The sequence below is a fragment of the Gluconobacter sp. Dm-74 genome, from assembly GCF_018256135.1.
GTDB classification, from domain to species: domain Bacteria; phylum Pseudomonadota; class Alphaproteobacteria; order Acetobacterales; family Acetobacteraceae; genus Gluconobacter; species Gluconobacter cadivus.
On the sequence record NZ_JAERLX010000003.1, the window covers coordinates 330,023 to 344,029 of the forward strand.

Sequence of the window (14,007 nt, forward strand, 5' to 3'; positions counted from 1 at the left end):
ATCAGCGCTCCGCCTTGCCGATCCGGTCGTAGAAGAACCAGACGCCCAGCATCTGCGACAGCAGGATCGTCGCATTGCAGGCCGCTGTCGACAGGCAGGCCCCTGCCAGACCGAAATGCCGCGTCAGGACATAGAGCGCCGGGAAATAGATCGCCATGACGGCGGTGCGGTTCTTCATGAGGAACTTCACATGCCCCACGACGATCAGCAACGGCTCCAGTGGGATGACCAGCAGGCTGAACACCGCCGCCAGCAGCATGATGGAAATATAGAGCGACGTGTGATGCACATGAACATGTAGCAGGAAGCGGAAGATCGTCGATCCGAAGAAGGCCGACAGCAGCAGAAGCGCGCAGGATAATGCGCCCAGAACACCGAACATTTTCCACGTCACGCGCTTGAGGCCGCGCCAGTCCTGCCGGTCCCGCATCCGGACCAGTTCGGGATACAGCACGGGGGAGATGAGCTGTGCCGGGGTAACAATTCCGTCCGCGATCTGACGGCAGACGCGGAAAACGGCGGCTTCCGCCGGTCCCAGACCCGTTCCGACCACCAGCGTTGCCACATGGCCCGAGATGTTGCCCAGCGTCTGGTTGATGCTGGCCGCGCGTGTGAACTGCCACATGCCCGGAAGCTGCCAGCGCCAGTGCCGAAACGCCCGGAAATACCGGAACTTGAATTTCCGGTGCAGGATATTTAGCGCATAATAAATGTAGAAGCCATAATCGATAACGATCGTCATGGCCCAGACGAGCAGGAAATATCCGAGCTTCAGATGCAGCACATAGCCCAGAAGAACGCCGAATGTCTTGGCGATGGCGGCACAACTGTCGATGATCGGGACGAGATGGAATTTCCCTGCCATCCGCAGGATGCCGTTCGCCCAGCCTGAATACATCAGCGGACTGACGCAGACATACAGATCCGCCAGAAACCGCACATGCGCCGACCAGTGTGCGGTGTGTCCATAGATCTGCACGCCCACGAGGCCGAACACGATGGCGAATGCCGCCGAAAGCGTGTCGAGACGGATGCAGAAATGGACCACCCGGTGCAGGAGGTCTGTGTCATTGCTGCTGAAGCTATCGCTGCCGAAGCGGATCAGCGTCTGCCAGGACTGCATCCGCGACAGGACGGAGCCGGTCGAGGCCAGCGAATGGATCAGGATCAGAAGTCCGAAATCGGACAGCCCAAGCGCCCGGACGGCTACGGCAATATAGATAAAGCTGCACAGCGCATTGGCAATGCGACCGAGGGTGAGAACACTGACATTTTTGAAAATGGATTTGAAAACGGAGCGTTCGCCGGACATGCGGGCCTTACTGACCACAAAGCCGCCAGAGTGTCTATGCCGGTAACGAATTGTAGCATTTCGGGAAGGTTTCTTGACACAAAAAGGTCAGAGATTATGAAGAAAATGTTACATATTCGGTGTCAGGATTTCTGTGGACGTGATCTTGCGGCGACCCGTCTTCTCCTGAAGGCCTTAATCCCGAAAAGCGCAGGTTTCCGGCCTGTTTTTCAGGCAGGACGCTCTGATTAATGAAAATCGCCTTCATCTATATTGCCGAACCCTATCAGTGTTACCACACGGCGTCCGTCGCCAGCGCACTGGCCGCGATCCCCGGTCATGAGGTGGTGGAATATTACAGCTTTCCCGAGACGGTGAAGCATCTCGCACGCATCCGCCGTGCGCTGGACGTGCCTGACCTGCCGCTGAAGGCTTTTCCCAAATCGCTGAAAGCCCGTCTTCTGAAGCGCGCAAGACGCCTCGATCAGGAACGATTGGTGGTGTTGCGCGAGAATATCGCCGAGCTGAACCAGTATGATGCGGTGGTGGCGACGGAATATACAGCCGGTGTGCTCAAGGAAATGGGGCTTTGTGGTCCGAAACTCATTCTGCTGATGCATGGCGCCGGAGACCGCTACGTCAATGACGAACATCTGGTGCGGGACTTTGATCTGACGCTTGTTCCCGGCCCCAAGGTCGAGAGTTATTTTCAGGACAAGGGCCTGCTTAAGCAGGAAACCACGCGGGTCGTGGGGTATCCGAAATTCGATGTGTTCGAGGCCGTACAGCGCGAAAAGACGATCGCGTTCGGCAATGGTCGCCCGTTTGCGCTGTATAACCCGCATTACCAGCGCAAGCTGACATCGGCGTCAGGCTGGATGATGCCGCTGATCCGGGGGTTCAAGGCCCAAAGCGAGACCGGAGAGAGCGACTATAATCTGGTCGTGGCGCCGCATATCAAGACCTTCCACAAGGGGTTCGGTATTCGCGAACGCCAGCTCAAGCGGCAGCGAAGCCCTGAAGTGATGGTCGATACCGGGTCGTCCGCCATGCTGGACATGACTTACACGTCTCAGGCGGCACTTTATATTGGCGATGTCAGCAGTCAGGTTTACGAGTTCCTCGGCATTCCGCGGCCCTGCGTTTTCCTCAATCCACGCAAGCTGCCCTGGCGGGATGACCCGTATTTCCTGCACTGGACGCTGGGTGAAGTGGTGGAGGATTTGGACGATCTGATGCCTGCCATCGCCCGCGCGCAGGAACGCCATGCGGCGTATCGTCCGGCTCAGGAAAACCTGTTTCAGGAAACCTTTGGCAACCCGCTTCTGGGGGGATCGCAACGCGCTGCGGACGCCATTGCGGAGTTCATGGCCGCAGCGTGAGGCTTTTCAGCATTCGGGGAAATTGACGGCCAGACCGCCGAGCGATGTTTCCTTGTAGCGGTGGTTCATGTCGCGTCCCGTCTCGGCCATCGTGCGGATGACCTGATCGAGCGACACATGATGCGCGCCGTCGCCGTGCATGGCGAGGGACGCCGCGTTGATGGCCTTGATTGCGCCGAACGCATTGCGCTCGATGCACGGGATCTGCACCAGCCCCGCCACCGGATCGCAGGTCATGCCCAGATGGTGTTCCATCCCGATTTCGGCAGCGTTCTCCACCTGAAGCGGCGTGGCGCCCAGAGCCGCCGCCAGCCCTGCCGCCGCCATTGAGGACGCGACGCCGACCTCGCCCTGACAGCCGACTTCCGCGCCTGAAATTGACGCATTGAGCTTGAACAGTCCGCCGATGGCCGCGGCCGTCAGCAGAAACCGGCGCTGTCCGTCGAGCGAATATTCGGGGCAGAACTCCCGATAATAGCGCAGCACGGCCGGGATTACTCCCGAAGCGCCATTGGTGGGCGCCGTGACAACGCGCCCTCCGGCAGCATTTTCTTCGTTTACCGCAATGGCGAACAGGCTGATCCAGTCCATGATGCCGTGTGCGGATGGTTGATTGCTGCGGCTCTGCTCCTTGAGCCGTTCGTAGAGTGCGGCGGCCCGTCTGCGGACGTTCAGCCGCCCCGGCAGCGTGCCGGAACGGTGCAGCCCGGCGTCCACGCAGTCCATCATCACGGAGACGATCCGGTCCAGATAGGCTTCGACCTCCGCACGGGGTCGCAGCACGCTTTCGTTCGCCAGAACGACGCCTGCGATATCGAGCCCCGTGTTTTGCGTGCGCTCCAGAAGCTCCGTGCCGCTGGTGAAGTCATAGGGCATGTCGGGCTGGGCGTAGGTCGCGGTTTCGGTGGCCTGTTCCGGCACGATGAAGCCGCCGCCGACCGAACAGAACCGCGCGCAGGCGAGCAGGGTGTCCGTGGAATCGAATGCTTCGAACTGGAGCGTGTTGGGATGAACCGGCGGGACGGTCTTCGTGTCGAGTACGATGTCCGTGTCCGGGTTGAACGGCGTGGGATGGCCGTTGAACGCAATGAGATGCGCCTGCGTCACGGACTGCACGATGCCGTCCGCGAGCGTCGGATCCATCGTGTCGGGCTTTTCTCCCGCCAGCCCGAGAATGACCGCGCGATCCGTCGCATGGCCCCGGGCCGTCCAGGCGAGCGAGCCATAAAGCGTTACCCGCAGTCGCGCCACGTCTGGCGCATCGCCCAGACTCTCCGCAAAGCGGGCGGCCGCGCGCATGGGGCCGACGGTATGGGACGAGGACGGCCCGATGCCGATCTTGAACAGGTCGAACAGGCTGATCATTCAGGCGGCAAGCTCGGCCAGCAGCGCATCGACGTCTTCGATGCGCGTATGAAAACTCGGCACGAGGCGGATGAGCGTGCCCGACACGCCTTCCGGCGTCGGCCAGCGATAGAAGCCAAATCCTGCCGCTTCCAGTTCCTCGACAAGCCGGTCCGGCAGGATGACGAACACCTCGTTGCCCTGCGTCTCGAACGGAAGCTGTGCACCCGCGTGACGGCGCAGGCCTTCGACGATGCGTTGGGCCATGGCGTTGGCATGGGCGCTGTTTTTCAGCCACAGATCGTCTTCCAGCAGCGCCAGAAGCTGCGCACTCAGAAAGCGGGCCTTGGACCACAGATGCCCGCTGCGTTTGATGCGACGCTCGAAATCCTTCAGCACCGGGCGCGTGCGGTCATTGACGAAGAACACGACCGCTTCCGCCGCCATGGCTCCGCATTTGGTGCCGCCGAACGACAGCACATCGACCCCGGCTTTCCATGTCACTTCGGCAGGTGTGCAGCCCAGATGCGCGATGGCGTTGCTCAGCCGCGACCCGTCCAGATGGACGGGGATGTCATGGTCGTGCGCGATCTCACAAAGTGCTGCGAGGTCTTTCGGCGCATAGACCGTGCCCCATTCGGTGGCCTGCGTCAGCGACAGGGCGTGGATGGGGGGCTTGAGGATTCCGCCCTCCGCATTAACCCGCAGTCCCGTGCGCAGGGCCTCGGCATTCATGCGGCCGTCGGCGGAGGGGAGCGTGACGAGCTTGGCGCCATGCATGAAGAACTCAGGCGCGCCGCCTTCGTCGTTGTTGATATGCGCGCTCTGGTCGCACAGAACCGCGCCATAGGGCGCCACGAGCGAAGACAGCGCCAGACTGTTGGCCGCCGTTCCCGTCATAACCGGAAAGACCGCAACCTCCGTTTCGAAAACTTCGCCAAACCGCGCATTCAGGGACCGGCTCAGCGCATCGTCGCCATACGAACCCACATTGCCCGCGTTGGCGCGCATCATGGCGTCCATAACGGCGGGGCATGCGGGAGAAACATTGTCACTGGCGAAGTTCTTGCGTATTTCGTCGGTCACGAGACCATCCTCAGTTCCTGTAGCCGTTACGGCCCATTCGCCAGCGTAACTGAAACGACCGCCTGTTGTCATCCGGAGAGCCCATGAGCATGTTGTCCCCCGAGAAGCAGTCCGAACTGGCCTCAAGGATCATCGACGGCAAGGCCATCGCCCGCGCCCTGACCGATAAGATCGGTCGTGAAGTGGCGAAATTCGTCGAGCAGGGCAACACGATCCCCGGTCTTGCCGTGGTGTTGGTGGGTAACGATCCGGCGTCGGAAGTCTATGTGAAGAACAAGGCAATCCAGACCCATCGCGTGGGGATGCGCTCTTTCATGCACATGCTCCCACAGAGCACGTCGCAGGACGAACTGCTGGACCTGATCGCACAGCTCAACACCAACCCGAAAATTCACGGTATTCTGGTCCAGCTTCCCCTGCCAGCGCAGATTGATCCGGTTGTCGTGACGAACGCGATCGCACCGCACAAGGACGTGGATGGTCTGGGCGAAGTCAATGCGGGCCGTCTGTCGCTCGGGATCGACGGGATCGTGCCCTGCACGCCGCTAGGCTGCCTGATGCTGCTCCAGTCCGTCCACAAGGACATGACCGGCAAGCATGCCGTGGTGATCGGCGCATCCAACCTCGTTGGCAAGCCGATGGCGCAGCTTCTGCTTAAGGAAAACTGCACGGTTACGGTCGCGCATATCCATACGCGCAACACGAAGGAACTGGCCCGCGAGGCCGATATTCTGGTTGTTGCGACCGGTAAGAGCGGTCTGGTCCGTGGGGACTGGATCAAGCCGGGCGCGACCGTGATTGACGTCGGCATCACCCGCGTTGCAGCGGAAAACGGCAAGACCCGTCTGGTCGGGGACGTGGTGTTTGACGAAGCACTTCCGGTCGCGGGGCACATCACGCCGGTTCCGGGTGGCGTTGGGCCGATGACGATTGCCTGCCTGCTGCACAACACGCTTCAGGCCGCCCGCGCCACATCCTCCGCAACCTTTGCGGATGCCTCCTCGTGACGCGCGTTTCTGTTGAACTGGTTCCGCGCACGCCGGAATCCCTGATGGCGGATGTGCAGACCGTGCGGGATATTCTGCCGCAGGTCAGCATGCTGAACGTCCCGGATCTGATCCGCTTTGATCTGCGCAGCCATGACGCCGCATCGCTGATTGTGAAACAGACGCCGTTCGAGGTGATCGCGCATGTCCGTGCGACCGACATCGCCCCGGACGCGCCGCTGCCGGGTGCGGACCGGCCGGAGCTGACTTCCATTCTGGTCGTCGCCGGAGATCCGCCGCCTGCGGGCAGCGATCGGGTGGTCTATCCCAACACGTCCGCGCAGATCATTGAACGCTACCGCCGCGAGGCCCCGCATCTGAAGGTCTATGCGGTGTTCGACCCCTATCGTCGCGCGCCCTATCACGAGCTTGAAGAGATTGCCCGCAAGCGCGACGCCGGGGCGTGTGGCTTCTTCACCCAGCCGCTTTTCGATATTCCGATGCTCGAATGCTGCATGGACTGGCTGCGGGACGACACGGTGTTCTGGGGTATCTCCCCCGTTCTGGGCGACAAATCCCGCCGGTACTGGGAGCGCATGAACCACGTTATCTTCCCGCGCGATTACGACGGGACGCTTGAAGGTAACATTGCTTTTGCGCGCCGGATGCTGGGGGTCGTGAAGCAGAAAAACGACAATGCCTATCTGATGCCGCTGAAAGTTGATCTTGCCTCCTATCTGGGAGCGCTTGGAGATATTATAACGGAATAACATCGAACTTACCCAACGGAGGGCCCGCCCCGGATGTCTGTGCGCCTTTTTCTGCTTCCCCTGCTGGGAGGTGTACTCGTGCCCGCCGCCCTGCTGCCCGAGACCGTCACTGCGAAAACACTCGCTGACCCGGCCGCCGTCTTCGCACCTCTGACCCTCCCCGACGCTCCGAACGTCTATCGCTCAGGGTCGGGGCTTCCGGGGCCGCAATACTGGCAGAACCGTACAGACTACGTCATCCATTCGCGGATCGACACTCAGGCGCATGTCCTGCATGGGTCCGAAACCGTGACCTACAGCAACAACAGCCCCGAGGCGCTGGATGTCCTGTGGCTCCAGCTTGATCAGAACATTTACCGCGCCGACACGCGCGCTGCTGTCGGCGCCATTCCTGGCAGCCACATGATGACGGGAGATCATACCGACGGCATGACGATCGAACACGTTTCGGTCGTGCAGGGTGGCCGCGAAGTGGACGTCACGCCGCTCATTTCCGACACGCGGATGCAGCTCACGCTGCCCCGCACGATCGATCCGCATGGCGTGGCTTTCGTGAAAATCGACTGGCATTACACAATCCCCGGTCCGTGGGGTGGCCGTACCGCTGTTACGCCGACCCGCGAAGGCGACATCTATGAAGTCGCGCAGTGGTATCCGCGCCTGAGCGTCTATGATGACCGTCGGGGCTGGAACACGCTGCCCTATCTGGGGCAGGAATTTTTCCTCGAATATGGCAGCTTTGATTACAGCGTAACGGTGCCGTGGAACTACACGCTGGTAGGCTCCGGCGCACTGTTGAACCCTGAGCAGGTCCTGACACCCGTCGAGCGGAACCGTCTTGCACAGGCCGCGCAGAGCGATGCGCGCGTCATGATCCGCACGCTCGATGACATCACCGATCCGAAAAGCCATCTGAAGCAGAGTGGCGAGGTCACCTGGCATTACGGGATGCGGAACACGCGCGACGTGGCGTTTGCCGCTTCACCAGCGTTCGTCTGGGATGCTGCGCGCATCAACCTGCCGCCCGTCGTGCCCTGGACGAACTATCATGCCGTGCCGAGGCTTGCGATGTCGGTCTATCCGCGGGAAGGGATCGGGCCGCATGGCTGGGACCGCTCAACGGATTACGTCAAACACGCCATCGAATATTTCTCGTCGCAGTGGTTCGAATACCCTTGGCCGAACGCCATCAATCTGGGCGGCCATGGTGCGGGCATGGAATATCCGGGCATCGTTTTTGACGGCATCAGCGACCGCGATCCGCAGCTTTTCTGGATCACGACCCATGAGCTGGGTCACGGCTGGTTCCCGATGATCGTGGGGACGGACGAACGTCGTAATGCCTTTATGGATGAGGGCTTCAACACGTTCATCGACGTCTATGCGTCCGATCACTTTAATAATGGTGAGTTCGCTCCAAAGCGTGATTCCGAATTCGCTCCCAAAACCGGCAATCCCGCGCAGGATATCGTCCCGGTCCTGACCGATCCGGATGCACCGGTTCTCATGACCGCCGCCGATGGTGTGTCTGAAAAATATCGTCATAGCGTGACGTATTTCAAAGGCGCTTACGGTCTGAAATTGCTGCGTGAACAGATCCTCGGTCCGGTCCGCTTCGACGCGGCCTTCCGGCGCTATATTGCTGAATGGGCTTACAAACACCCGTCTCCGTCGGATTTCTTCCGCCTGATGAGCAGCGAAGCGGGTGAGGATCTGGGATGGTTCTGGCGCGGCTGGTACTTCACCAATGCCGCCCCGGATTATGCACTGGGAACCGTCCATCACGACGCTGGAAAGCCCGCAACCGTACAGGTCCGCAATTACGGGGCGCTGCCGCTACCCGTGGTTCTGCGTGCCGATTATGCGGACGGAAAATCGGAAGACCTTCGCATCCCGACGGAAGCCTGGCGCCAGAGCAGCGATATTGTGGTCTCGCTGCCGGTTCATGAGGGCCTCAAGGCCGTAACGCTGGACCCCGATCACGTCATCCCGGATATTGACCGTTCCGACAACCGACTGGCCATTACGCCCTGAGGCCACCGGGGCACACGAGAATGTTTCGTGTGCCCGGACTTTGGAGCATGAAAAAAGGGCGTCCGGCTGAACCGGCGCCCTTTATTTAGTTGGGGCTGCTTTGCGGTCGAAAACTCTCAGCCCACAAGTTCCAGAGAGGACTTCGCGGCCGAGCCGGCATAGGCCTGAGACGCGGAGGGCGTTGCGATATAAGGCGCGGGCTCGGTGGACAGTCCTTCGATCATGTCGTTGTTGATATCGACGAGGGGTTGAAGGTCCTTCGGGGCATTAAAGGCCGCGTTGGAATACCGCATGGACCACGATCCGACCTTGAGAAGATCGTCGCGCAGAACGGCCGGAAGGGGGCAATCGACCCTCTCGACGCTGAGGGACAAAATGCTCCACAGCTTCAGATTGGCGGCCAGCGCCGCGACCTTCTTGTCATGATCTTTTGCCTGCGTCAGCAGCGTGTTGACGTGCCGGAACGCCATGACCTCGACTTCCCGCGAAGACAGATAGCTTCCGGACTGTTTCTGATACTGTGAGGCTGCATAGGTCACGACGGCAAACTCCTTTCGGAAAAGACTGTTTCAAAAGCCTCTGGGGGAGGAAGCAAGGGGCTTCTGAAGTAGTCCTGCGTATTGGCAGGGGAGTCTGAAGGGGGCCGGATGAACCGGCACCCTTCAGAAACCTGATCAGCCGCGGAAGAGGCTGAGCAGGGTGGACGACTGCGAGTTCGCAATCGACAGCGACTGAACGGCGAGCTGCTGCTTCGTCTGAAGCGAGGTCAGCTTGGCGCTTTCGGCAGCCAGATCAGCGTCCGTCAGCGCGCCAACACCCGTCGTCAGGGCGTCGGACAGGCTGGACGTCGTGGTCTGGAGGTTGGAGATCGTCGTGCTGGAATAACCGATCGAAGACGCCGTGCGCGTCACGCTGGAGATCGCAGCCTGGACGACGGCACTGACAACGGATGCGCCGGTGACGGCGGTTGCGGTTACGCCCGTCGTGGTTGGTGCAGTAAATTTGCCAGCGGTGGACGTGCTCAGCTGCGTGCTGGTTGCATCGATAGAATTTCCAGCGATCGTCAGGTTGTTGCTGGAATCGCGGGAAACACCAAAGCCTTGATATTCCATGGCATCAGTCAGCAGATCGACCTGCTTAACGCTCTGTGCGCTCGCGGGAGAGCCGCCCGTCAGTGATGTTGCGGAAGACATATCAACGTCCGTAATGACGGATTTGGTCGTTGCGTTTCCGTTGGCGTCGAAGGCTGTGTTGACGGTGTAAACAGAATTGCCGTTGCCATCCTTGGACTGAACGATGCTCTTCCCATCGGTCAGGGAGTAGGTAATCGATCCATCCGACGCTGTTGTCTGAGACGTGATCTTGTCTGTACCGGTGCTGTTCAGGGTACCATCGGAGTTGAGCGAGACGGTTGTTCCGTCTCCGCCGATAGCAGCACTCACCATGCTCAGGGCGGTGCCCTGTTTGGTTGAGCCTGTCTGATCATCCGCTACGAAATCATAGGTGACAGATGGGTTGGTTGCGGTGGGTGCTGGGGTGGTGGCGGCAGCTACGGTATTCTTTAGCTGAAGAACCGAGGCAGAAGCACTGCTAACCGATAGCGCATTGCTGGTTCCGGCGCTGCCCAGAGCCAGCGAAGAACCGGACATCTCCATGCTCAGGTTCGTTAGGCCCAGACCGGCGGAGGTCACGTTAAAGCCGTTCTGCGTGAACGTGCCACCCTGCGCGTCCATGGCGGTCGACAGGCTCGTATAGGTCGTGCCGTTGCCCGTCTGGCCGGAGAGCAGGTTCACGCCCTGGAACTTCGCGCCCGTAGCGGCGGAGTCGATGGAGGCCAGTGTCTTGGTGATGGCTTCGTTCAGGGTCGAGTTGTCGACGCCTGTCGTGTTCGTGCCGATGGTGGTGGCAAGAGACTGAAGAGCGCTCGAAATGCTCGACAGGCCGGTCGTTGCCGTGTTCAGCACCTGAGCGGAGAACTGGAGGCCCGTGGAAACGCCCGACAGGGTCGAGATCTGGGCGGTCATGTTCTGGGCGATGGAGTACATCGCAGGATTATCAGAGGCCGTGTTGACGGACTTGCCGGTGGAGACCGTGTTTTCGGTCTTGTTCAGGTCGGCCGTCGTCTGGTTCAGGCTCTGGAGTGCGGCCATTGCCGCGGTGTTCGTATTGATGGACAATGACATTGAATCGGTTCTCCGTCGGTGCAGGTTTGCGGCCTCAGGATAGGGGGGAGTGGTTAACGGAAGCTGAATCGGTTCCGTTAAAAAAAGTCCTTCAAAAATAACGAAAAACCGGGAAACAACAGGTTAATTTCACGGTTTCTCTTGCGTTCCGTCATCTGGAACGAAATAAGAACATGACATGAAGAAAACACTCTCCCAGAGACTGGCGATTCTCTCCGATGCGGCGAAATACGATGCCTCCTGTGCGTCGAGCGGTTCGACGCGTCGGGACTCCGCAAGGAGCGGGGGGCTTGGGTCCACGACCGGAAACGGGATCTGCCATTCCTATACGCCGGACGGGCGGTGCGTGTCGCTGCTCAAGATCCTGCTGACCAATTTCTGCGTCTATGACTGCGCCTACTGCATCAACCGGTCGTCCTCGAATGTGGAGCGCGCCCGCTTTACGCCCGAGGAAGTCGTGTGGCTGACGCTGGAGTTCTATCGGCGCAACTGCATTGAGGGGCTGTTTCTGTCTTCAGGCATTATCCGGTCGTCCGATCACACGATGGAGCAGCTTGTGCAGGTGGCGCGGGACCTGCGTCTAAAGCACGGGTTTCGAGGCTATATCCATCTCAAGACCATTCCCGATGCGTCGCCGCGTCTGCTGGAAGAGGCGGGGCGCTATGCGGATCGGCTCTCGATCAATGTGGAAATGCCGACCGTGGCGGGGCTGGAGCAGTATGCGCCGCAGAAAAAAGCGGGCGGTATCCGGCAGGCGATGGGGGAGATGCGGCTGAAGATTGATGCGGGCAAGGACCGTAGTCATACCGGACGCCGGGCCGAACGGTTTTCGCCGGGGGGGCAGAGCACGCAGATGATCGTGGGGGCGGATGCAGCGTCCGATCAGGATATTCTGGCCAGCAGCGCCAATCTCTACGGCTCTTATGGTCTGAGGCGCGTCTATTACTCTGCCTTCAGCCCCATCCCCGATGCGTCCGCTCTGTTGCCTGCGAAAAGTCCGCCGCTTCAGCGCGAACACAGGCTCTATCAGGCGGACTGGCTGTTCCGGTTCTACGGATTTGCTTTCGGGGAACTGACGGCCGGGCGTGCGGACGGGATGCTGGATCTGGAGTTGGACCCCAAACTGGCCTGGGCTCTGGATAACCGGGCGTTGTTTCCGTTGGATCTGAACCGCGCGCCCAAGGAAATGCTGCTGCGGGTGCCGGGGCTGGGGGTGAAAGCCGTGGCTGCTATTCTCAGGGCGCGGCGGCATCAGGTCGTGCGGTTGGAGGATCTGGCCAGGCTGAACGTGTCCATCCGCAAGGTTCGGCCCTTTGTGCAGACGCCGGGTTGGAGTCCCGCCCGCCTTACGGACCGGCACGACCTGCGCAGCCTGTTCAGCCCCGCGCCCCGGCAGATGAATCTTTTGTGACACGTTACGTCCTGACCCTTGAGGACAACGCAGCCTTTGAGCCTTGGCGGGAGATGGCGCGTTCTGCGTTGCAGCGTGCGATTCCGCCGGAGGCCCTCGACTGGCGGATCAGGGGCGGCGAGACGGATCTGTTCGTGCAGCAGACCAATGATAGCGACGGCATGGTGGCGCTGACGGAGGGGCCCGTCCTGAAAAGCGTGACATTGCGCGCGTCCTGCATCGCGTTGCTGCGGGACATGCTGTGCCATTCCGATCCCGGCCGGTTCGCGCTTGCTTATCGGATCGCATGGCGCGTTCAGGGCAATCCGCATCTGCTGGATGTGGCGACGGATGCCGATATCGCAAAAGCGCGGATCATGATCCGGCAGAACCGGCAGGACTGTCACAAGATGACGGCCTTTGTCCGCTTTCGCGAACTGCCGGCGCAGGCCGGGGGAGGGGGACGTCGACGGTTCCTCGCCTGGTTCGAGCCGCAGCATCATATTCTCGAACGGGTCGCCCCGTTCTTTGCCAAGCGCTTTGCGGACATGGACTGGATGATCCTGACCCCTCGCGGCTCCATCCGCTGGGACGGGAAGGATCTGGCCTGTTCTGCCGAACCCTGTGAACAGCCGGAACTGGATGACGGGTTCGGGGATCTGTGGAACACTTATTATGCCTCTACGTTTAATCCGGCCCGCGTCCGCACGAAAGCCATGCGGCGTGAGATGCCGGGTCGCTACTGGAAAAACCTGCCCGAAACGCGCCTGATCCCTCAGCTTGTGGCCGGGGCTGAAGCGCGCGTTCGGGCCATGGCCGAACAGGTGCCTCTGCCAGCTCCGACTTTTCACGACCGGCTGCGCTCCCGCGACAATCTTCCCGTCAAACCTCTTTCGGACACGCCTGAAGATCTGGCGGCGAAAATTCGGACCTGCACCGCCTGCCCGCTGCACTGTGCGGCCACGCAGGCCGTCGTCGGGGAGGGGCCAGTCGATGCGCGGATCATGGTCGTTGGCGAACAGCCGGGCGATCAGGAAGATCTGGCGGGACGGCCCTTCGTTGGTCCGGCGGGACAGGTTTTGCAGGAGGCACTGGAAAAGGTCGGGGTCGATCGCCGTACGCTGTATCTGACGAATGCGGTCAAGCATTTCCGCTTCCGTCTTCAGGGGCGCCGCCGCATCCATCAGAGCCCGGATGAGGCGCATGTCGCGGCCTGCCGCCCTTGGCTGGAGCAGGAAATCGCGCTGGTTCGGCCCAAACTTATTGTTTCGCTTGGGGCTACAGCATTGAAGGCGCTGGATGGTCCGGGCAGGGCGATGGCGGAGCGGCGCGGAACGCTCTGGACGGCGGGAGAGGGCGAAAATGCCGTCCAGCGTCTGGCGCTGGCTCACCCGTCCTGGCTGCTGCGTCTTGGGGACAGCGCACAGGGAGAGATCGAACGGCAGCGCTTCGGAGAGGGCCTTGCGCGTCTACGGGATTTTTGCGGGCGCCCGAAAGTGTAAGGGATATGAAATTGGAAACGGATCAGTTTTTTCCAGCTT

11 protein-coding genes are annotated in these 14,007 nt (G+C 60.7%); 6 read left to right on the forward strand and 5 right to left on the reverse strand.

What is annotated here, in order from left to right:
- Position 1 precedes the first annotated feature (1 nt).
- Entirely contained in the window at positions 2-1,312 is a 1,311-nt protein-coding gene (locus JK208_RS07035) for a lipopolysaccharide biosynthesis protein (RefSeq protein WP_211575141.1), read from the reverse strand.
- A gap of 230 nt (positions 1,313-1,542) precedes the next feature.
- Here JK208_RS07035 and JK208_RS07040 point away from each other — a divergent pair, with 230 nt between their 5' ends.
- A complete protein-coding gene (locus JK208_RS07040) occupies positions 1,543-2,673 on the forward strand; it encodes a CDP-glycerol glycerophosphotransferase family protein (protein WP_211575142.1) in 1,131 nt (376 codons plus the stop codon).
- Positions 2,674-2,679: 6 nt separating this feature from the next.
- On the opposite strand, the gene JK208_RS07045 is transcribed toward JK208_RS07040, so the two are convergent.
- Both JK208_RS07045 and JK208_RS07050 read right to left on the reverse strand, forming a co-directional pair.
- Entirely contained in the window at positions 2,680-4,038 is a 1,359-nt protein-coding gene (locus tag JK208_RS07045) for an L-serine ammonia-lyase (RefSeq protein ID WP_211575143.1), read from the reverse strand.
- Complete coding sequence (locus tag JK208_RS07050) at positions 4,039-5,103, reverse strand: low specificity L-threonine aldolase (protein WP_349291965.1); 1,065 nt, start codon at positions 5,101-5,103, stop codon at positions 4,039-4,041.
- An 83-nt stretch (positions 5,104-5,186) separates the two neighbouring features.
- Here JK208_RS07050 and folD point away from each other — a divergent pair, with 83 nt between their 5' ends.
- From folD to JK208_RS07065, 3 genes are read left to right on the forward strand one after another with little or no spacing between them, the layout of a single operon-like run.
- Positions 5,187-6,110 carry a bifunctional methylenetetrahydrofolate dehydrogenase/methenyltetrahydrofolate cyclohydrolase FolD gene (folD, locus tag JK208_RS07055; protein ID WP_211575145.1) on the forward strand — a complete coding sequence of 308 codons (924 nt, stop codon included), beginning with the start codon at positions 5,187-5,189 and terminating at the stop codon, positions 6,108-6,110.
- A gap of 44 nt (positions 6,111-6,154) precedes the next feature.
- Positions 6,155-6,859: a methylenetetrahydrofolate reductase gene (locus JK208_RS07060; protein ID WP_211575270.1), complete on the forward strand. Its 705-nt coding sequence runs from the start codon at positions 6,155-6,157 to the stop codon at positions 6,857-6,859.
- Positions 6,860-6,892: 33 nt separating this feature from the next.
- Positions 6,893-8,893 carry a M1 family metallopeptidase gene (locus tag JK208_RS07065; RefSeq protein WP_211575146.1) on the forward strand — a complete coding sequence of 667 codons (2,001 nt, stop codon included), beginning with the start codon at positions 6,893-6,895 and terminating at the stop codon, positions 8,891-8,893.
- Positions 8,894-9,009: 116 nt separating this feature from the next.
- Here JK208_RS07065 and JK208_RS07070 read toward each other — a convergent pair whose 3' ends face one another.
- A complete protein-coding gene (locus JK208_RS07070) occupies positions 9,010-9,432 on the reverse strand; it encodes a flagellar biosynthesis regulator FlaF (RefSeq protein ID WP_211575147.1) in 423 nt (140 codons plus the stop codon).
- Positions 9,433-9,567: 135 nt separating this feature from the next.
- Positions 9,568-11,076: a flagellin gene (locus tag JK208_RS16070; protein WP_211575148.1), complete on the reverse strand. Its 1,509-nt coding sequence runs from the start codon at positions 11,074-11,076 to the stop codon at positions 9,568-9,570.
- Positions 11,077-11,254: 178 nt separating this feature from the next.
- Between JK208_RS16070 and JK208_RS07080 the strand changes: the two genes are divergently transcribed.
- On the forward strand, positions 11,255-12,487 hold the full coding sequence (locus JK208_RS07080) for a putative DNA modification/repair radical SAM protein (RefSeq protein ID WP_211575149.1): 1,233 nt from the start codon (positions 11,255-11,257) through the stop codon (positions 12,485-12,487).
- On the forward strand, positions 12,484-13,968 hold the full coding sequence (locus JK208_RS07085) for a UdgX family uracil-DNA binding protein (RefSeq protein ID WP_211575150.1): 1,485 nt from the start codon (positions 12,484-12,486) through the stop codon (positions 13,966-13,968). Before JK208_RS07080 ends, JK208_RS07085 begins: the two co-directional genes overlap by 4 nt.
- Positions 13,969-14,007: the final 39 nt, after the last annotated feature.

Coding starts and splice junctions, on each gene's coding strand:
- JK208_RS07035 (WP_211575141.1), bottom strand. CDS start 1,312: ATGTCCGGCGAACGCTCCGTTTTCAAATCCATTTTCAAAAATGTCAGT.
- JK208_RS07040 (WP_211575142.1), top strand. CDS start 1,543: ATGAAAATCGCCTTCATCTATATTGCCGAACCCTATCAGTGTTACCAC.
- JK208_RS07045 (WP_211575143.1), bottom strand. CDS start 4,038: ATGATCAGCCTGTTCGACCTGTTCAAGATCGGCATCGGGCCGTCCTCG.
- folD (WP_211575145.1), top strand. CDS start 5,187: ATGAGCATGTTGTCCCCCGAGAAGCAGTCCGAACTGGCCTCAAGGATC.
- JK208_RS07060 (WP_211575270.1), top strand. CDS start 6,155: ATGGCGGATGTGCAGACCGTGCGGGATATTCTGCCGCAGGTCAGCATG.
- JK208_RS07065 (WP_211575146.1), top strand. CDS start 6,893: ATGTCTGTGCGCCTTTTTCTGCTTCCCCTGCTGGGAGGTGTACTCGTG.
- JK208_RS16070 (WP_211575148.1), bottom strand. CDS start 11,076: ATGTCATTGTCCATCAATACGAACACCGCGGCAATGGCCGCACTCCAG.
- JK208_RS07080 (WP_211575149.1), top strand. CDS start 11,255: ATGAAGAAAACACTCTCCCAGAGACTGGCGATTCTCTCCGATGCGGCG.